Origin of the sequence: Peribacillus sedimenti, assembly GCF_046237635.1 — a bacterium.
GTDB classification, from domain to species: domain Bacteria; phylum Bacillota; class Bacilli; order Bacillales; family DSM-1321; genus Peribacillus; species Peribacillus sedimenti.
Map to the genome: position 1 here is coordinate 4,872,419 of NZ_CP143547.1, position 20,769 is coordinate 4,893,187.

The window sequence follows — 20,769 nt, forward strand, 5'->3', positions numbered from 1 at the left end:
ATCGTTGTCAAGAGTGTGGAAACCCTCACATTTCATATCCTTTGTAAGCATACAATAGGCTCGTTATTCATGTCAATCGCTGACTAGTGAAATTTGTCACACCCCTGCAATAGTTAACTAAATGTTCACATTTAATTTTCTTGACTTAACATCAACTTTCTGCTTATATTTAAGTTTTACTCAAAGTACTTATTTATATTAAATTTTCACTTTGTGAAATAAATTTCACTTACGTATAGTGCACTATAAAACTTGAAAAGGACCTGTAAATCACAGATCCTTCCTTCACTAGTATTAGTTGATTACTATTATTGAGTTTATTCTGCTTTCTTTACCCCCTGTTCTAGCAAAAACAACCGCTTTATATATACCTTTTTCCGGTATTTTCTCTTCTGATATTTCCTTGCTGACCATCCCGCTTGGAAGGTGTCTGCCCCAATCCAAAAAACCAGAAAACCTTAAGCTTTCTTCCTCATACAAGGCGATTCCAAATTCTTCAGCACCACCCGGCAAATACGCTTCATATTTATAAAGCCCTTCCTTGTCTCCGACCCCAAAATCAAATCCCATGACCCTTGGATAATCCGGTACTTCTTTTACATACAGAAAAGGAATATTCATCCTGGCCGTTCCTTCACGCATCGTTAAATAACCATCATAAATACCTTTCTGCAGCTGCCTGGGGTTAATTTGCAGCCCTAGTGCGACTGTTTTTTTACGACGCGGCCCGATTGAGAAAGAGGACGGAAGGTCCCAGGAGATCCCCTTTTCCTTACGGGGCATGTCAAAGGAATAATGCTTTGTTGATGACCCTGTATTTTCAATTGTTATATGCTGCTTGTGTTCATCAATGCCGCTTTTCTTTTCAAACATGCCAAAACCCAGTGTATTGGGAGATAATAATGTATCGGCTCGTATTGCCTGTTCAATTTGAAGCCTTCCAGCACCCTGCTCAAATGCCCGGTAAAATTCAAAATTACTTCTCTTCAAAGGTTTAGCTGTGCTCATTAACGCAGATTTGATCTGTTGGGGACTCCATTCCGGATGGGCCTGCAGAAGCAGCGCACATGCTCCAGCTACATGAGGGGCAGCCATGCTAGTTCCCTGCAATGACATATAGCCGGACGGAATGGTACTTTCAATATTCACTCCCGGAGCCAATATGTCCGGTTTAATGGCCCAGGTTGAAGTCACTGGCCCACGGGAGCTGAAGTCAGCAAGCAGGTCAAATTCATGCTTATAAAAAAAATCCCCCAGTAAACCATTGCGTGATACAGCTTCACGCCTAAGCATTTCCCCTTCATTCCTGGAAATGGATACGGCCGGGATTTTTGATTGTTCTTCGAGCGTACCAACGAAACTGCCCTTCATGTTATTAAAGATGATGACGGCCTTAGCCCCCGCCCTTTCCGCGTTTCTTACCTTTTTATCGAATGTGATTTTACCTCGCTTCACAAGCACAACTTTACCGTTGACATCCCGAAGATCGTCCTCCTTTCCCAAGCCCCCATATACTACTTGTTCAGAAAAGGATAACCGCCAATCCCTCGCTCCCTGAAGCGGCATCAATCTGACAGTCCTTTTTCGGCTGCCTAAACCATAACTGAAGTAAGGAACCTCCAATGGGGGCGTAGAGGCTCCTACAGAAATTGCCTTTTCCGCTGTTCCTGGTGAACCGACCGTCCAAAGACCGGGACCGGAGTTTCCATTTGACGCTACCGCGACAATTCCTCTATCCACAGCTTTATTCAATGCCATAGAAATCGGAAGGTCCGGCCCATTTATATTATTTCCAAGCGAAAGATTAATAACGTGGACTCTATCCTTTATAGCAGCTTCAATGGCTGCCAGTATTTGCTCGGTGGTTCCTGTTCCCCCCGGTCCAAGAGCACGATACGCTATGATGGAAGCTTCCGGAGCCACTCCCTTCATTTTGCCATTCGCTGCGATGATTCCCGCAACATGTGTGCCATGCAAGGTTGATTTCCACTTGCCACCCTTTGTCTCCATTGGATCATCATCGCCATCAACTAAATCCCTCCCATATGCATAGGATTTTCGCAAGTCAGGATGTGTATAATCCAATCCGGTATCTATTACGCCGACCCTGATGCCTCTGCCAGTAATACGCTGGTTCTTGCCATCGAATATGTTTCGGATCCTGTCAGTGCCTACAAAGGAGATACTCTCTCCCATTTCAGCACGATACTCCGAAACTTGATTTATACTTTCCACTGCGGTATCAGCCCTTAATTTTTTTAAGGCTTCCGGGCTGGCCGTAACGGATAAACCATTTAATGCTAATTTATAGACTTTTCTGATCTCGATATCGGGATATTGGTTTTTAATACGTGTGATCTGGTCTTCTGCAGCTGCTTTCAGGGTCACAATCGCAGTTTGTTTTTCAGTAGAAGATAGTGGTGGCAGAGGAGGAATTTTTACATCTGTGAATGCGAACGCTGCAGATGGCTGTACAATAAGCAACAATGCAAGAACCCATGTTTTTTTCATACTAATCCCCCTTTTTTCATAGGTTTTCTCTAAACAGTGATGCTATTCATCAAGAAAAAAGTATGGGATAAACAAAAAAACCGCCCAAATGGACGGTACATGTTGAATAGAGAAGTATTTGGCCTATGGCAGTTATGGCCGGAATGGTTCTGGCCTTCGATCAGTCGCTTTAAAATGGAAGCGGATGGCTTCTGCAATTCGACTCGAAGCATCCCCATCTCCATAAGGGTTCGACGCAACAGCCATTGCGCGATGAGCATCAGGATTGGCCAATAATTCACGGGCCATCGTATAGATGGTTTCTTCCTCTGTTCCTGCAAGCTTCAGCGTGCCTGCCTTGATACCCTCCGGACGTTCAGTTGTATCGCGCAGGACCAATACCGGCACCCCAAGTGAAGGCGCCTCCTCCTGAACTCCTCCGGAATCAGTCAATATCATATATGCCCTCGATGCAAAATTATGAAAATCAAGAACATCCAAAGGTTCTATCAAATGAATGCGATTATTGTTTCCAAGAATCTCATTCGCCAGTTCGCGGACAACTGGATTTAGATGGACTGGGTAAACAACTTGGACATCCTTATTTTCGTCTACGATCCTTTTTACCGCACGGAAAATATTTCGCATTGGCTCGCCAATATTTTCGCGCCTATGGGCAGTCATAAGGATGAGCCGGTCTTCAGCCAACTTTTCCAAAACAGGATGTCTGTATGTTTCTTTATTGACGGTCGTTTTCAAGGCATCGATAGCCGTATTCCCTGTAATATAAATGCTGTTCTCCTGCTTATTTTCCTGAAGCAGATTCCTCGCAGACTTTTCAGTGGGGGCAAAATGGATGTCAGCCATGACACCTGTCAGTTGACGGTTCATTTCCTCAGGGAATGGAGAATACTTATTCCAAGTCCTCAAGCCTGCTTCTACATGCCCGATGGCAATTTGATTATAAAATGCAGCCAGGCTGGCAATGAAGGTGGTAGTCGTATCCCCATGTACAAGTACGATATCCGGCTGGACCTCTTTCATCACCTTATCTAGCCCTTCCAGGCCCCTCGTTGTAATATCCACCAGGGTTTGCCTGTCTTTCATAATGTTCAGGTCATGGTCTGGAGTGATTCCGAAAATCTCAAGGACCTGGTCGAGCATTTGCCGATGCTGCGCTGTTACGGTAACAATTGACTCAAAATTTTCTGGCTGGTTTTGAAGCTCAAGAACTAGGGGCGCCATTTTGATTGCCTCCGGCCTTGTGCCGAATATGGTCATCACTTTAATGGGTCTGCTCATCATTTTCTCCTCAGCGGATGATTATTTTGTGTCTAACAACATGTCTTTGTATACCTTAGCTGCTTTTTATTTTGTTTCGAACAACATGTTTTTTTTATAAATTTTCTATTTCTTATTTTGTGCCGTACAATCTGTCTCCTGCATCCCCTAAGCCAGGTACAATATATCCGTGGTCATTTAGCTTTTCATCAAGTGCGGCAATGTAAATATCCACATCGGGATGTGCTTCACTTAAAGCATCGACCCCTTCCGGCGCTGCTACAAGGCACATGAATTTAATATTAACCGCCCCGCGTTTTTTAAGAGAATTAATTGCTTCAATCGCAGATCCACCAGTTGCCAGCATCGGGTCAACCACGATAAAATCTCTTTCCTCAATATCGCTTGGCAATTTTGCATAGTATTCTACTGGCTTCAGTGTTTCCGGATCACGATATAGTCCTACATGCCCCACCTTCGCCGCAGGAATCAATTTCAGTATTCCATCGACCATTCCAAGTCCCGCGCGAAGAATAGGAATGACACCCAATTTTTTTCCGGAGAGCATTTTGAACTTCCCTGTTGAAACCGGTGTCTCAATTTCCACCTCTTCAAGCGGCAGGTCTCTAGTAATTTCAAATGCCATGAGTGTTGCGACTTCATCGACCAATTCACGGAATTCCTTAGTTCCTGTATTTTTATCACGTATGTACGCTAATTTGTGCTGAATTAAAGGATGATCGAATACATAAACCTTCGCCATAATGGTATCTCCTTCTTCCATGGTTTTAATGTTTTACAGCCGAAAATTACGGTTGTTATTTTTCCTGCAAAATGACACTTCTACTCATTCTACAAAAAACCACGGCATACTTGCAACAAAATGATGAGCGCTTCGATTTAGCCGGATTGTTCAGCATATAAAAACAACCAGATAGCGCCTGTACACAAAAAGACCGCTCCATTAGCCGGAGCGGCCTTAAGAAAAATTAAAATGACGGGTAAAGCTGATACTTTGCAGAAAGGGCAGCAACTCTTTCTTCAGCTTCCTTAAGTTTGGTCTGATCTTCGTGATTTTTTAACACCAGTCCAATTATGGACGCAATTTCGTCCATGTCTTCCAGGCCAAAGCCGCGGGTAGTCACAGCGGCAGTCCCAATTCGGATCCCGCTTGTTACAAATGGGCTTTCCGGATCAAATGGAATCGTGTTTTTGTTAACCGTAATACCGATATCATCCAAAGCTTTTTCAGCAATCTTTCCGGTCAAGTTGATCGAACGGAGGTCCAATAGCAGAAGATGGTTATCCGTACCTCCAGATACCAAATCCAGACCCTCTTTTTTCAAAGCTTCACCAAGGCGGTGAGCATTATCGATTATCTGCTGTGAGTAGCTTTTAAACTCTTCTCGCAAAGCCTCTCCGAATGCGACAGCCTTTGCGGCAATGACGTGCATTAACGGGCCGCCCTGGATTCCCGGGAATATGGATTTATCTATTTTCTTCGCAAATTCTTCTTTGCAAAGAATCATTCCTCCGCGAGGTCCGCGAAGAGTCTTATGGGTTGTTGTAGTAACAAAATCTGCATAAGGCACTGGGCTAGGGTGATGCCCTGTCGCAACAAGTCCCGCGATATGAGCCATATCAACCATCAAATAGGCGCCTGCTTCATCAGCAATTGCTCTGAACCGCTTAAAATCTATTTCACGAGGATAAGCACTGGCACCCGCTACAATCAATTTAGGTTTATGCTGCTTTGCCTTGGCAAGAACATCCTCATAGTCTATGAGATGATTTTCCTGATCGACACCGTATTCTACAAAGTTATACTGCACACCGCTGAAGTTAACGGCGCTTCCATGTGTTAAATGTCCCCCGTGTGAGAGATTCATCCCGAGGACCGTATCACCAGGTTCCAGAACCGTAAAATACACAGCCATATTGGCCTGGGCTCCAGAATGCGGCTGTACGTTGGCGTGATCTGCACCAAAAATTTGCTTCGCACGGTCGCGAGCCAAATCCTCGACTACGTCTACATATTCACAGCCTCCATAGTATCGTTTGCCTGGATAACCTTCCGCATACTTATTGGTTAAGACCGACCCTTGAGCCTCCATAACAGCTTCACTTACAAAGTTTTCTGAAGCAATTAATTCAATCTTGCTTCTTTGACGGCCTAGTTCATCCTGAATGGCTTTAAAAACTTGTTCATCTTGTGTGGCTAAACGGTTCATGGAAATCCTCCTTTGGTTTGCGGTACATTTTTGATTTTTATGTACATTCCTATTTCGTGTTTCCGAAAATTCCCCTTTATTTTAACAGAACCATTCTGCGAAAGGTAGTAGTACGAAAAAGAAATTATCGAACGTTTTAGGTAAAATTTAAATAATCATTCGTGTATTTGTTGAATGGTATCGTTCATACGGAATATCACCGATGCTTGTCTTTAATCGAAAGGGCTTTCCCGCTGTTGTTTCACTGTAGTGTCTTGACTCTCTCGTTTTTCCGCAGGATAGTAACTACAACTTCGAAATAGATACCGCACAGTGGAAATGTGATTGTTAACGTGCAATTCACTCTGTTTATTTAACGCCCGATAAAATACTTAAAGATTTCACATTAACGCATAAGCGATATTTAATATAATGAATGTGAAGATTCATTTTAAGATAGGATGTGGAATATGCATTATAAATCTCGGACTGAACCGGTAGAATCACTGATTCTGAAATCTTTAAACTCCCGTATGAGTTTGCGGAATAAAGACAAACAGCATTATTACAATCTTAAAAAAGGATATGAAGGGGAACTGCTATTTGATTCATTGACACAAAACCTTGAGAGTGAGGTGTTTATTTTAAATGATTTGCTGTTTAAGCTGAATCAGACTGTGTTTCAAATCGACTCACTGATTATAACTTCAGAAACGATCTATTTGTTTGAAGTGAAAAATTATGAAGGGGACTATTATTACGATTCAGATCGATTATACAAGAGACCCAAAACTGAAATTAGTAATCCTCTGAACCAGCTAAGGAGAAACGAATCTTTGCTGCGCCAGCTATTGGAAAACCTCAAATTTGATATGCCCATTTCTGGTTCTGTCGTCTTTATCAACCCCGAATTCACCTTATACCAAGCGCCCATAAATACACCGTTTATTTTCCCAACCCAGGTTCGAAGATATTTGAAAAACCTTAATTCGAGCCCTTCACACTTAAACGGAAAACATAAGTTGCTAGCTGACAAATTAATTTCATTACATATTAAAGATTCACCTTATAAGCTGCTGCCCTCTTACGATTATGAGCTTTTACGAAAGGGACTTACTTGTGAAAAGTGCGCCTCATTTTCAGTTATTGATAAGGAAAAGTTTTATATCTGCAGTCACTGCGGACATGAAGAAGGCGCTGAAAATGCTTTAATGCGAAGCGTTAAAGAATTTCAACTACTTTTCCCTGATTGGAGCATATCAACAAATATCATTCATGAATGGTGTAACGCAGCGAAATCCAAAAAGAGTATAAGAAGAATCTTACGAAAAAACTTCAAAGCGGTAGGGGTTCATCAATGGACCTTCTACGAATAAATTTAAAAATAATAGGCGTCCAGTTTCAAATAATTCCTGTCACTAGTTTTGTTTTTGATCCTTCTAAAGACGACTCTTGACAACGCTGTCAGCAGATTTGTCTTTCATCCACCTCATGAAGAACCTTCCTCGATTCTTCTAACTAGTGTTGGTCCTTCACCGACCTGATGAACAATCTCTTCACAACTCTAACAGCCAATTTGAGCCATCATCTCGCCTATGAAGAACCTTTCTCGCATTTTCTCACTGATTTTGGTCCTTCATAGACCTCATGAACGACCTCTTCACCACTCTATCACCGAATTTGGGCCATCATCTCGGCTATGAAGAACCTTTCTCTCATTTTCTCACTGATATTGGTCCTTCATCGACCTCATGAACGACCTCTTCACAACTGTATCACCGAATTTGGGCCTTCATCTCGCCTATGAAGAACCTTTCTCTCATTTTCTCACTGATATTTGTCCTTCATCGACCTCATGAACGACCTCTTCACCACTCTATCACCGAATTTGGGCCTTCATCTCGGCTATGAAGAACCTTTCTCGCATTTCATCACTGATAGTGGTCCTTCATCGACCTCATGAACCACCTCTTCACCACTCTATCACCGATTTTGGGCCTTCATCTCGGCTATGAAGAACCTTTCTCGCATTTCCTCACTGATATTGGTCCTTCATCGACCTCATGAACCACCTCTTCAAAGCTCTATCACCGATTTTGGGCCTTCATCTCGGCTATGAAGAACCTTTCTCGCATTTTCTCACTGATTTTGGTCCTTCATCGACCTCATGAACGACCTCTTCACCACTCTATCACCGAATTTGGGCCTTCATCTCGCCTATGAAGAACCTTTTCCGACTTCCCTCACTGGTTTTTGGCCTTTATCGACCTCATGAACGACCTCTTCACAACCATCTCCCCGATTTCGGTCCTTCATCTAAGCTATAAAGAACCTTACTCCATTTTTCTAACTGATTTTATACCTCATCGACCTCATAGACGACCTCTTCGGAACTCTCACCCCTTTTCAGATCTTCATGAAAACAGTTTTCCCATTCCTAATTTGGCACATGACAAGTCCCATGTTATATATATCCCTAAATTAAAAACCCTCTTTTCCAAACCTACGAAAAGAGGGTTTCCCACATTGAAATCTAATCATCTGCAACTTTCATTTTCTGGCCTCGGCTCATATACCGCCCTGCTGCCTCCAATTAATTTAGGGCGTGTTTTTGCCATTGTTACGTGGGCTTCCCCAATTTGCTTGATTGTTCCTCGTACCGGAACCGCAACATGTTTTAGATGCATGCCGATGAAAGTATCGCCAATGTCAATTCCAGCATCCGCCTTAATATGCTCTACCACGACGGCATCCTTTAGCATGGAGAAAGCATGTGTAGCCATCGCACCGCCCGCATTCCTTACAGGGATCACCGACACTTCTTCATATCCCCTTTTTTCTGCCGCCAGCCGTGACAGCACAAGTGCCCTGTTCAAATGCTCACAGCATTGAAAAGCCAGATCCACCCCGGTCTTCTTTTGAAAAAGGTGCAGTTCCTCATATATCATTCCGGCTACATCAAGGGTTCCCTGTGTGCCAATGCGCTTTCCCATCACTTCACTGGTGCTGCACCCGATCACGAATAATTGGCCTTCTCGGAGCCGGGCTTCATTTTGGAACTCATGCAACAGCGTTTTGAATTGCTGCTTCCAATGCAACAATTGATTCTCCAGTTCAGAACGTTCTATAGCCAAAAAGATCACATCCCCTTTTTCAATCAGAAGTTTATAAAAGGTCTGCTGTGCAGTCATGTGTCCGTTTAAAATTAAACATAGACTATGTTAGCTTATGACGATCGGATTCCTCCAAGTATCCCGTCATCAGCTTTAACTACAGATTCTTATCTTCATATTCCTTAATCTTCGCCAGGCGATTACTATGCCTGCCTCCCTGGAATTCCTCACCAAGCCAAGCGTGTGCGATTTCCCTTGCCAAACCTGGTCCTATTACTCTTTCACCCATAGCCAGCATATTGCTGTCATTGTGCTGGCGTGTGAGCTTTGCACTGTATACGTCATGCACGAGCGCGCAGCGTATACCTTTTACCTTGTTAGCAGCAATGCTCATTCCTATACCGGTTCCGCAAATTAGTATTCCTCGGTCAAATTCACCCGCAGCCACTTTCTGAGCGACAGGCAGAGCAAAATCCGGATAGTCCACAGAGCTGGCACATTCACAACCAAAATCCTCGTATGGAATCTTCAGCTCGTCCATGAGCTGTTTAATTTCTTCCCGTATTTTCATTCCTCCGTGATCAGAGGCAATAGCCACCTTCATCGTAAATCCCCCTAAAACGAATCCAATCTTTCCTTTTATTTTGTCACAATTGAACGAAAAGATAAAGCCGGGCGAATGGAACCCGAAAATTCAAATAACATGACCGGTCCAAGTTAAAGTTTTTCAATCGTTATCACCCTACACGCAATTAAAAAGGCCAGGCAAAACGCCCGGCCGAGAACTACCTCTCATTATGAACACAATCACTATTCTTCACAAAACAGGGCTCCATACGAAACTGTTGTCGATCTCTTTAAAGATGCCTATTCCTTTTATTAAAGTTGAAAACGGGTGATTGTTTTTTTCAATTCCTCCGCTTGGGCTTTCAATTCATTTGCAAGCCTATCCACGTTCTCGATTACCATTGTTTGGCCTTGGGTAGCACTGGTGACTTCCTCCGCCCCCGCCGAAGTTTCTTCAGCAATGGCAGCTACCTCCTGGGACTGCTGTGACGTTTCCTGGATGCTCTCCATTTGCTGGCCAACCAAACGGGTGATATCCTCCACCGCTGCTGCGACCTTATGGATCGTGGCTGTCATTTCTTCAATAACATCATTGGTTTCCGAGCCTTTTTGGGCCTCTTTATTAGCGGTATTCACCTGGTCACTGATTTGTTTCACCACAACATGGACATCTGATTGGATGTTCTTGATCAATGAAGAAATACCCTGGACCGCTTTTGCACTTTGGTCGGCAAGCAAACGTACTTCTTCCGCAACAACCGCAAACCCCTTCCCGTGGTCTCCCGCCCGGGCGGCTTCAATGGAAGCATTTAAGGCAAGCAGATTTGTTTGTGCTGCAATGTCACCTACTAGTTGAATAATTTGTTCAACCTTCTGTGTATTTTCTTCAAGCCTTTTTACTGACTGCAGCGATCCTTGATTTTCTTGTGCCAGGTTCTGGATTCCTGTCACGAGGGAGTGGATGACCTGCTTGCTTTTTTTCAGTTCATTCACCATCTCCATCGCAATGCCGGAAGATGAATTAGCCTTGCTTTGTACTTGCTCCGCAATCATTATTACATCATCGACAGACTCGGCTGTATGTTGGATAGAAACCGCTGAATTATCCGCGCCAAGGGAGATTTCCTGGATCGTTCTTGCGATGTTTTCTGCTTGTTCAGCAGCCTGTGAAGATTCTCGGGAAATCCGGATCACACGCTCGTTTGTTTCACGGAAATTTTCATCTATACGGCTAACCATTTCACGAAGATTTGAAAGCATGTAATTAAAAGCGACTCCAAGGGAACGAATTTCATCATCCGCATTGGAAAGCTCCACATCCTCTTTAATGTTGCCCTCAGCAGCCATAAGAGCTACCTTTTCCAGCTTCTGCAGCGGCTTTACGATAAAGCCTGCTGCAAAAAAAGCAAGCACCCCGGACCAGAAAATACCAAGCATAAGGATGACCGGCGTAAAAACCGCCTCGCTTACATTTCCAAAGAATAATGGATAGACAAAATAAATAAAAACGCCGCTCGTGGAATAGGTAATAAGTGCCAAAGCTGTAATAAACAGAACCAGTTTCTTGCGCAGGCCAAATTTATATTTCTTTTTCTCTTCCGACAATGCTGCTTCCCCCTGTAGCCTTTCGTCAATCCTTAAGCTTTCCCACCAGTTGATCGATTAAAGCCTGAAGTTCTTGAAAGGTGCTATTATATATTTCCTCCGATCCCCCAAACGGATCAGAAACATCATAATTTTTAGCGTCCCATTGGACAAACTCCTTTAACGTGAAGGTCTTCTCTATAGCCTGGGGATAAGAGGACATAACCAGCTGTTTATGGCTTTCAGTCATAGTGAAAATATGGGTTGCCCAATCTATTTCCCGTTCTGTAAGCGGTGTTGAAAAATGCGCATGCTCGATCGCATTGTCAGCCAACACCTTCTTCGCAAACCGTGATGCATCCTGCCCTTGGGCAGCAAATACCCCCGCTGATTTAACTTCTACCCCGGGAATTCTTTTATGTTTCAAAATGGCCTCAGCCATTGGACTTCTGCAGGTATTACCGGTGCATACAAATAAAACTCGAATCACACCTTTTCCTCCTTTGTACCCATTATAATCCATATTTACATGCTTCAATAGTATCTGAAAGTACTTGATAAGGTAAAAATAACATAAATTCACTTTTCTGTAACATCTTTAATGCTAGAATCGCAACGCTTCACCCAGATACTGACGGAAGGGCGCTTTACATCATTTTTTCCTTTACACTATCAAGTAAACTACATACCCCTAGTAAAAATATAAAAACCCCTCACCGGGGCAGGGTCATAAAGAAAACAACAGCTTCAAGCCGAAAGCGCACAGAATGCTTCCCCCCAGCACCTCACTATAGACCCCGAGAAGCCCTTGTACCTTTCTGCCTGCCAAGAGGCCAACCCATGTCAGGACAGTAGCGGCAAAGCCGAAACAGGCAACCGCCATAACTGTTTTTGCCCCGTATATCCCTAAGGTTAAACCGACTGAAAAACTATCCAGACTGACACTGATGGCAAAAACCAGCAAGCCAAATCCCACAGGCGCGAGCTTGGCTCCTTCTCCTCCTCTAATGCCAGAGACAAACATTTGAATACCGAGCAGCATAAGCAGCATCCCCCCGGCATAAACGGCAAATGTCCCGAATTGACCTGAGATGAAACGGCCAGCTGCCATTCCCAATAAGGGCATCCATATATGAAAAAAGCCAACTGTTAAACCGATAAGAAAGATCTGTCTAAGCCTTAGCTTAAACATCCCCATTCCCAGTCCAACAGAAAAGGCGTCCATACCAAGTGCAAACGCCATTAGCATTAATGTTATCAATTCTCCCATGATTGTATGCAAACCTTCTACCTCCTTGGACGTTGCGTAGTTCATGATATGCCCGTCCAACAGGAAATAGAATCGGCATGTCTCAAAAATCATGGATAGGCCAATTCTGCAACTCAAAAAAGCTGCCCCGCGTTCTTATACACGGAAACAGCCATTTACGTTATTCTTGATTGATGATGTGGTTTCCCGCTGCCTTCATCAGCCGGTTCATGATAGCTTGTCCTATTCCATTCTCCGGATAAACCTCCCCAAAAATGATATCCACACCTAAATCATCAAATCTTCTTAGAGTGTCATACAGGCCGGCAGCCACAGAATCCAAATCATCAAAACCTCCAGGCGACAAGACATGGCTCGCCCTAAAGACATTTTCATGTTCTTTGGCCGCGAAAATTCCGACCTTTAACCCATGCGCCAGCTTTTCATCGACCAATTCCTGCAGGAACACAGGGTCGCCATTCACTAAAATAAAAGGGGACCTGGGAGCATAATGGGTGTATTTCATCCCCGGAGATTTTGGGGCAGCTGTGCTGTTTTTTAACGCTGCATCAAACCCTACCTCCCCGATAACCTCCTGCAGTTGTTCTTTTGTTACACCACCCGGACGCAATATCACTGGAATATCCTCTGTACAATCCAGTACAGTGGATTCAAGACCTACTCCCGTTGGCCCCCCATCCAAAATCCCACTTATTTTTCCACTTAAATCGTCTGCAACATGGCTCGCTGTTGTCGGACTCGGCCTCCCAGATGTGTTGGCACTCGGAGCAGCGATAGGAAGCCCAGCCTCTGCAATAAGACTTAAAGCTATGGGATGGTCCGGCATTCTTATCGCCACCGTCTCCAGTCCAGCCGTAACAATCTCAGAAACCGCCCCTTGCTTCCTTTTAAAAATAAGTGTTAACGGTCCTGGCCAGAATACGTCCATCAGTTTTTTCGACGTATCAGAAACACTTTGTACAATTTCCTTTAGCTGTTCGATGGATGCTATATGTACAATCAACGGATTATCTCCCGGGCGGCCCTTCGCTTCATATATCTTTTTAACCGCTTCATTGCTTTTAGCATTGGCTCCCAGCCCATAAACGGTTTCTGTTGGAAAAGCAACTACTTCATTGTCTATTAGCATGTGGGCAGCTTGTTTAATTTGGGGATAACTTTGCAAATTATCCACAGTTTTATCCACTGTCCAGTATTTCGTTTCCACTATACACACCTTCTATTCACTTTTCATCTTTGCTGTGGACTAAAAGCCAGTATATCCTACTTTCGGCCCCTTAAATGATGAATGATTATCTAAAAGTTACCCTGAAAGTATAAAAGAAGTATTAACATATTACAAGTTTTATCCACAAAATGTGGATAAACATAATAAAATAGTGGATAACTTTGTGGATATGTTGAATAGTTTTGGGCACAATGCGTTCTTTATATAGGTTATATTCTTGATAAAGAACAGATCAATCTGTCTCTTAAGGCTTCTATGAATCTAAACTGAATTCACATAAAAGAGTGTTGACCCAATCGAGTACCAGATTATGAATTATAATTACACTATTATCCCGCCAGCCTTTCATTTTCTTGCTATTAGATGCCAGGCTTATTGTTAATTAGTTCTCAACTGCTCAGGTTTCATCTTTTTCAGTAAGGGGTAAGCAAGCATACTTTCATGCAACCCCTTTCCCCCTCAAACTAACTGGATTACTGTTCCTTTGCACAAATTTTGCAGAGATCCGAAGCAAAAATTTTATACTTGTGGACAATCTGGGGATAACTTCTAAACCATGCTGAAAATTACAACACATCTAATGTAAAAAACCGCTGGATATATTCAGCGGCATTATTAATTAAAAAATATCCTGGACCAATTCTGCGAAGAAGGATTTAACCACAATCGGAGACTCATCCTGTTCCACATAAACCTGTTCCTTCGCTGCCGTTTTTTCATTCTCCAGGCTATCAGAATCAATGTTAGCCTGACTCTGTTCAGCATTCGCCTGATCAGATGGAACACTGGATGCTTCCGGTTCCTCCTGTTCAGGATACGGAGTCTGACTCACCGCTGTTCCGTTTGAAAAATCAAGGAAGCACAGTGGCGGAAATAACACACACCACCAATTGTCTCCCTCCCCTTCACCCAGCGTAATAACAATTGCCTCGTACTCGCCAGCCGGGTATAGATACTGGCCATACAATTTGGTGGGGAACTTGGCGTTTCCAAATTTCACTTTGACATTTTGCTGCTTGCCGTTCTTTTTTACGATATCTTCTGAAATGGTTTGAATATCCGGCAAGTGGGATTTAATGACCCTTCTTGCTTGGTCCAGAGACGTCAAATCCTGGACCCATCCTGTAATATTCTTATTCACTTCATCCCTGATCAGACGCTTCAGTGCCTGGTCTTCCTGTGAATTACTGTTTGCCAGAATCCTTAGCCTGATTGCTTCCTTGGGAATGACCACACTTTCCGCCTTGACAGGTTCAGCTTTAGGCATATATATACTGCATATGGTTCCTATAGTCAGAATTAATAGATACGCAATGGATAGATATTTTCTGTTCATCTTTGTCTCTCCTCCCCGTCTTACAAACAGTCTGGCCACTTTTCTACTTTCTTAAACTAGCAAAGTAAGAAACTTTCTCGTAAAACGCAACCGCACCGGGGAGGCCCAAATACGTTCAGTGTTTTACCTACCTTATACCCAGTTCACCTGTGGTCCAGTGCCATTCTTCCACGGAGATCCCTCATCAAAATGAATATACTTCAATCCATAAATCTCTTTTCTACTACCCTTGTATTCTGTTAAAAGCATAGGCAGACTGCCATATGTACTAATGCCATTCCACCCATCACCCGATAACTGCAAAAACCCGGCTCCGCTGCATGCAAAACCGGGTTCAACTTATTTTAAATGCGCAAAAACCATCCTGTCTTTTCCGTTTATGTCATATTCAACTGAAACGGATGCTTCAGGAAATGTCTCTTTTAACAATCCAGCAATCTGCGTCCCCTGCCCTGCACCGATTTCAAAGCCTATCAGCCCAGGTGTTTTTATAACCCGAGGGAGCTGCAGCATGAATCGGCGATAGAAATCGAGTCCATCTGTGCCTGCAAAAAGAGCTCGATGCGGTTCATGGCCAGTCACAACTATTGACATTGTTTCTTTGTCAGCGTCAGGAATATAAGGAGGATTTGACAATACTATATCAAATTTTTCCCCTGCTTCTATTGCCGGTTGAAGCAAGTCTCCCTGGACAAATATTATTTCTGCATGTAGCGCATCTGCATTGCATTTCGCTACCTTAAGCGATTCGGCTGCGATATCAGTTCCTGTCACCATCAGACCCGGCTTTTCCAATTTCATCGTGATGGCGATGGCACCGCTGCCCGTGCCTACATCAATGAGCCGGAGCGTTTCATCACCCTTGAAAATAGCAGGAATCTTGTTAATGGTATGGTAGACTAGTTCTTCGGTCTCAGGCCGTGGAATCAATACCTCTTCGTTCACCGTAAATGTACGTCCATAAAATTCTTCTATTCCGGTGATATATTGAACAGGGACACCGGTTATGTGGTCTTGAACTGCGTGGGAGAATCGTTCAGCCTCTTCGGCAGAAAGTTCATAGTGCAGGTTCGCCAATAGCTGCGGCCTGGTCATTTTAAGGAAAAATTTTAACAGGATTTCTCCTGCGTTCTCATCTCGTCCATGCTCCTTGAAAGCAGTAGAGGCCCAATTCAGGGCCTCGTATACCTTGCAAGCTGAATTAATCATTGTCATTTTGAAGCCTGGATGATTGATCTTCGATGATCAAGGCATCGATAATCTCATCCAATTTTCCTTCAATTATTTGGTCAAGCTTCTGAAGCGTCAAACCGATGCGATGGTCAGTCACCCGATTTTGCGGGAAATTATACGTACGGATACGCTCAGAACGGTCACCTGTACCGACCGCAAGCTTTCGGTTTTGATCATACTCAGCCTGGGCTTCCCGCTGGAACTTATCATAAACCCTTGCACGAAGGATTTTCATGGCTTTTTCCTTATTCTTCAGCTGGGACTTCTCATCCTGAATGGAAACAACTGTGTTTGTCGGGATGTGGGTCACCCGTACTGCTGACATGGTTGTATTTACGCTCTGTCCGCCGGCACCGCTGGATGCAAATGTATCAACCCTGACATCTTTGTCATGGATTTCCACTTCCACCTCTTCCGCTTCGGGCAATACAGCTACAGTCGCAGTTGATGTATGGATCCGGCCTCCGGACTCAGTTTCAGGAACACGCTGTACTCTGTGTGCCCCATTTTCAAATTTAAGCTTTGAGTAAGCTCCTTTCCCGTTGATCATAAAGATGATTTCTTTGTACCCGCCCAAACCGGTGGGACTGGCATCGACTATTTCTGTCTTCCAGCCTTGGGTTTCCGCATAGCGGCTATACATCCGGTAAAGGCTTCCAGCAAACAACGCAGCCTCATCTCCACCCGCAGCTCCGCGTATTTCCATGAAGACGTTTTTATCATCATTCGGGTCCTTCGGAATCAAAAGAATCTTCAGCTTCGCTTCAAGGTCTTCCAAGTTCTGCTCCAGCTCGCCGATTTCCTCTTTTACCATTTCACGCATGTCTGCATCAAGTTTATCTTCAAGCATTGCTTTTGCATCCTGCAATTGAGAGCGTACTTGCTTATATTCCTTATACGCCATTACCGTGTCCTGAATATCTGACTGCTCCTTGGAATACTCCCTTAGCTTCTTTGAGTCATTTATAATATCAGGGTCACTCAATAATTCATTTAACTTTTCATATCTATCTTCGACAGCCTGCAAACGATCTATCACGTTATTTCACCTCATAAAGAATACCTTATTTAATACTGCCTTTTTCTCAGCGTTTCTGGCAGAACGGACCTCCACCGTGCACTTTTTTACCTTTGTTCATTATAGTATAGCCAGGCAATCAACGTCAAAGCGAGATTTTTCACCCTAGAGAAGGGTGTACATTTCCAATTCAATATAACTGCCTTGGCAATAAAAAAAGCTTAAAGAAAGCAATCCTTTAAGCTTGTTCTGCGTTGTTTTCCGATAATCTTAACGCTATTTCCTTCATATCTTCATTTTTCCCCGGAATTTCATGGTGATGCCTGCAGCGCGGTTCATAGGATTCAGATGCACCGACGAGAATAATCGGGTCATTATAGCCGGCCGGAGAACCATTTATCAAGCGCTGAGTCCTGCTTGCTGCAGATCCGCAAACGGCACATACTGCTTGGAGCTTTGTTACAGATTCAGCAAGCGCCATTAGCTTCGGCACCGGACCAAACGGTTCGCCCCGGAAGTCCTGGTCCAATCCAGCAAGGATTACGCGATAACCACTATCCGCAAGGTGCTGGGCTACCTCGACAATTTCCTGGTCAAAGAATTGCACTTCATCGATCGCAATCACATCCAGCTCTTCAGTAAGATGTTTAAAAATCTCTGTCGAGTGCGAAATGGGCCTCGCCATAACGGATGTACCATTATGTGAAACTACAGCCTCTTCCGCATAACGGTTATCGATTACAGGCTTAAATACCGCAATCCTCATTTTGGCAAAATGCGCCCGGTTTACCCGTTTAATCAGTTCTTCGGATTTACCGGAAAACATGCTGCCGCAAATTAGCTCCATCCAGCCTGATTGTTTCATTTCGTACATTGAAACTGCCTCTCCCTTCCACACTGTTCCTTCAAACCATAAAGATAATTTATATCTGTAAGATGTTTTTATTCATATGCGGGATGCCTTGTCACACTTTTATACAAAGATCTCACATTAAGCATCATTATACAGGCTCAAACCAGACAAATCCCTAGGTTATTAATACCGGGTCCAATCCATTAAAAAAACAGGCAAGAGGAACTTGCCTGTTTTTTTATACAAACGGAAGTTATTACTTAATGCCGTATTTTTTGTTGAAACGGTCAACACGTCCGCCAGCTTCAGCGAATTTTTGACGTCCAGTATAGAATGGGTGGCATTCAGAGCAAGTCTCAACACGCACTTCATTTTTTACAGAACCAGTTTCAAAAGTATTACCGCAAGAACATGTAACTGTTATTTTTTTGTAGTTTGGATGAATTCCAGCTTTCATTCTTTTCAGCTCCTTTTGCCCTGAATCATTCGAAACAGAGTTTATATTCAGCATGTGAAGACAAATCCTCACAGATATTGTAAAAACACATTGAACTCATTATAACAAGATTATATCTTTTTTGCAACCATAGAGGGATAAGTTTCTTTTCCAAATCTGTAAAACTGCATTATTGAAATACAATAGGTGACTCCCTTTTCCAAGGACGATCCGTCGAGCCTCCCCCCGCGTACATTACTGCGGGAGCTCAACTGGCTCAATTTTCGCAGACCTGGAGCTAGAAACCTCGAGTAACCAGTTCACGAAGGAAATGCCATGCCTTTTCCAGGAGTCGCGAATTCTATGATATAAAGAAACAACAGTTTGAATGAACAAAGATTAAAGAAATATTATTGGCTGCTGCTGCGTTTGACTCCTGCTGCAGCCCCTTTTTTCATCTCTTCTTCCAGCCTGCTGAAAAATTCCTCATTGCCTTTGGTCTGCCTTAGGCGGCGAAGAAACTTCTCGGCAAAGTCCGGAGTATCTGACATTGTCTTGCGGATGGCCCAGAGCTTGTCCAGATGATCCTTTGGAATAAGAAGTTCTTCTTTACGCGTACCGGAACGCCGGATATCGATTGCCGGGAATATCCTTCTTTCGGCAAGTGCCCGATCGAGATGCAGCTCCATGTTGCCTGTACCCTTGAATTCTTCGTAAATAACATCATCCATGCGAGATCCGGTATCTACCAGTGCCGTAGCCAAAATCGTCAAGCTTCCGCCTTCTTCAATGTTCCTTGCAGCTCCAAAGAACCGTTTCGGCCTGTGGAAGGCAGCCGGATCGATACCTCCGGAAAGAGTTCTTCCACTCGGAGGAATTACTAGGTTATAAGCACGTGCAAGGCGGGTAATGCTATCCATTAAAATAATGACATCTCTCTTATGCTCAACGAGGCGCATCGCCCTCTCCAGCACCAGTTCAGCCACCTTAATATGGTTTTCAGGGACCTCATCAAAGGTAGAGCTTACAACATCACCTGCAACTGAACGCTCAATATCTGTAACCTCTTCGGGGCGTTCGTCGATTAATAGAACTATTAATTCAGCCTCAGGATGATTGGTCGTGATAGCATTTGCAATTTCCTTCAGCAACATCGTTTTACCTGCCTTAGGCGGGGCCACTATCAAACCACGCTGTCCAAATCCAACCGGTGCCAGTACGTCCATGATCCTTGTAGACAGGTTTTTAGGAACCGTTTCCAGCTTGATTTGTCTGTCCGGATACAGCGGAGTAAGAGCCGGAAAGTGCACGCGTTCCTTAGCTGACTCTGGGTTGTCCCCATTTACAGCCTCTACATGCAACAGACCGTAGTACCGTTCATTTTCCTTTGGAGGACGTACTTTTCCTGATACCTTATCGCCGTTCCTTAGGTCAAATCTCCGAATCTGGGAAGCGGAAATATATATATCCTCCGAGCTAGGAGAATAGTTGATGGGGCGAAGGAAACCAAAGCCCTCTGAAGGGATGATTTCAAGTACGCCTTCCATGAACAATAGACCATCCTGTTCAGCCTGCGCTTTTAAAATGGCAAAAATAAGTTCCTTTTTTGTAAGTTTGCTGTAATAAGATACCTTATACTCACGTGCAAGCTCATATAGGTCCTTCAGTTTCATGTTTTCAAGATTGGAAATTGTTAAATTCATTATGACACCACACTTTATTTGTTTAGGCTATGACTTTTTGTAATAAGGGATTATTTGTTTCCTGATTTTTTTACGTTTAACATCACCGGTTTGGAACGTTTTCGTCTCATTAACTATTTAAATTTGTATAATTTTAATTCACAAGCACTGCAGTTTTTCCGTAGACAGATGAGGAATCCGGCAGGAAAAATATACCCCAAGCGTTTTGACAACGCGCACCTGCCTCTAACCTTGCCAGCCTTACCGTTCCCTCGTTAAACCACCAGGCCGGATGCCCACGAACCTCTCTTCAGAGCAATAGGAAACTGCACCTTTTTTTTGCTCAGAACAGGAAAAAGAGTCATGCAGGGCATTTACACTTTTCGTTTTAAGAATAGAAACAATCCGGATATTGAAGAAAAGAGTTTGAGGCTTCCTGTACTTCTTCCGCTAGGAAAATAAAGCTGC

Annotated in this window: 17 protein-coding genes; 1 reads left to right on the plus strand and 16 read right to left on the minus strand. The window is 43.6% G+C overall.

The window, feature by feature from the left end; translation table 11 throughout:
- Nucleotides 1-294: 294 nt before the first annotated feature.
- The 4 genes from V1500_RS23790 to glyA form a co-directional block, all read right to left on the minus strand.
- Nucleotides 295-2,511, minus strand: a complete 2,217-nt coding sequence (locus V1500_RS23790) for a S8 family serine peptidase (protein WP_409303220.1) — start codon at nucleotides 2,509-2,511, stop codon at nucleotides 295-297.
- Nucleotides 2,512-2,643: 132 nt separating this feature from the next.
- Complete coding sequence (wecB, locus tag V1500_RS23795; protein WP_409303222.1) at nucleotides 2,644-3,792, minus strand: non-hydrolyzing UDP-N-acetylglucosamine 2-epimerase; 1,149 nt, start codon at nucleotides 3,790-3,792, stop codon at nucleotides 2,644-2,646.
- 112 nt (nucleotides 3,793-3,904) lie between these two features.
- A complete protein-coding gene (gene upp / locus V1500_RS23800; protein ID WP_409303224.1) occupies nucleotides 3,905-4,534 on the minus strand; it encodes a uracil phosphoribosyltransferase in 630 nt (209 codons plus the stop codon).
- 226 nt (nucleotides 4,535-4,760) lie between these two features.
- A complete protein-coding gene (gene glyA / locus V1500_RS23805; RefSeq protein ID WP_409303226.1) occupies nucleotides 4,761-6,002 on the minus strand; it encodes a serine hydroxymethyltransferase in 1,242 nt (413 codons plus the stop codon).
- A 512-nt stretch (nucleotides 6,003-6,514) separates the two neighbouring features.
- On the opposite strand from glyA, the gene V1500_RS23810 reads away from it, so the two are divergent.
- Nucleotides 6,515-7,357, plus strand: coding sequence for an NERD domain-containing protein (locus V1500_RS23810; protein ID WP_409306100.1), 843 nt, complete (start codon nucleotides 6,515-6,517; stop codon nucleotides 7,355-7,357).
- A gap of 1,161 nt (nucleotides 7,358-8,518) precedes the next feature.
- Here V1500_RS23810 and V1500_RS23815 read toward each other — a convergent pair.
- From V1500_RS23815 to rho, 12 genes are all read right to left on the minus strand, one after another.
- A complete protein-coding gene (locus V1500_RS23815) occupies nucleotides 8,519-9,115 on the minus strand; it encodes a TIGR01440 family protein (RefSeq protein WP_409303228.1) in 597 nt (198 codons plus the stop codon).
- Between the two features lie 136 nt (nucleotides 9,116-9,251).
- Entirely contained in the window at nucleotides 9,252-9,698 is a 447-nt protein-coding gene (rpiB, locus tag V1500_RS23820) for a ribose 5-phosphate isomerase B (protein ID WP_409303230.1), read from the minus strand.
- A 275-nt stretch (nucleotides 9,699-9,973) separates the two neighbouring features.
- On the minus strand, nucleotides 9,974-11,266 hold the full coding sequence (locus V1500_RS23825) for a methyl-accepting chemotaxis protein (RefSeq protein WP_409303231.1): 1,293 nt from the start codon (nucleotides 11,264-11,266) through the stop codon (nucleotides 9,974-9,976).
- 25 nt (nucleotides 11,267-11,291) lie between these two features.
- On the minus strand, nucleotides 11,292-11,687 hold the full coding sequence (locus tag V1500_RS23830; RefSeq protein WP_409306101.1) for a low molecular weight protein arginine phosphatase: 396 nt from the start codon (nucleotides 11,685-11,687) through the stop codon (nucleotides 11,292-11,294).
- A 285-nt stretch (nucleotides 11,688-11,972) separates the two neighbouring features.
- Nucleotides 11,973-12,494, minus strand: coding sequence for a manganese efflux pump MntP family protein (locus V1500_RS23835; RefSeq protein WP_409306102.1), 522 nt, complete (start codon nucleotides 12,492-12,494; stop codon nucleotides 11,973-11,975).
- Nucleotides 12,495-12,675: 181 nt separating this feature from the next.
- Nucleotides 12,676-13,722: an L-threonylcarbamoyladenylate synthase gene (locus V1500_RS23840; protein ID WP_409303233.1), complete on the minus strand. Its 1,047-nt coding sequence runs from the start codon at nucleotides 13,720-13,722 to the stop codon at nucleotides 12,676-12,678.
- 640 nt (nucleotides 13,723-14,362) lie between these two features.
- Nucleotides 14,363-15,079 carry a stage II sporulation protein R gene (spoIIR, locus tag V1500_RS23845; RefSeq protein ID WP_409303235.1) on the minus strand — a complete coding sequence of 239 codons (717 nt, stop codon included), beginning with the start codon at nucleotides 15,077-15,079 and terminating at the stop codon, nucleotides 14,363-14,365.
- Between the two features lie 339 nt (nucleotides 15,080-15,418).
- Nucleotides 15,419-16,288 (minus strand): peptide chain release factor N(5)-glutamine methyltransferase, encoded by an 870-nt coding sequence (gene prmC / locus V1500_RS23850; RefSeq protein ID WP_409306103.1) that lies wholly within the window; start codon nucleotides 16,286-16,288, stop codon nucleotides 15,419-15,421.
- Nucleotides 16,281-17,351, minus strand: coding sequence for a peptide chain release factor 1 (gene prfA / locus V1500_RS23855; protein WP_409303237.1), 1,071 nt, complete (start codon nucleotides 17,349-17,351; stop codon nucleotides 16,281-16,283). Before prfA ends, prmC begins: the two co-directional genes overlap by 8 nt.
- A 217-nt stretch (nucleotides 17,352-17,568) precedes the next feature.
- Nucleotides 17,569-18,204, minus strand: a complete 636-nt coding sequence (locus tag V1500_RS23860; RefSeq protein ID WP_409303239.1) for a thymidine kinase — start codon at nucleotides 18,202-18,204, stop codon at nucleotides 17,569-17,571.
- A gap of 235 nt (nucleotides 18,205-18,439) precedes the next feature.
- Complete coding sequence (gene rpmE, locus V1500_RS23865; RefSeq protein ID WP_117323237.1) at nucleotides 18,440-18,640, minus strand: 50S ribosomal protein L31; 201 nt, start codon at nucleotides 18,638-18,640, stop codon at nucleotides 18,440-18,442.
- A gap of 389 nt (nucleotides 18,641-19,029) precedes the next feature.
- Nucleotides 19,030-20,322 carry a transcription termination factor Rho gene (gene rho / locus V1500_RS23870; protein WP_409303242.1) on the minus strand — a complete coding sequence of 431 codons (1,293 nt, stop codon included), beginning with the start codon at nucleotides 20,320-20,322 and terminating at the stop codon, nucleotides 19,030-19,032.
- Between the last annotated feature and the right edge of the window lie 447 nt (nucleotides 20,323-20,769).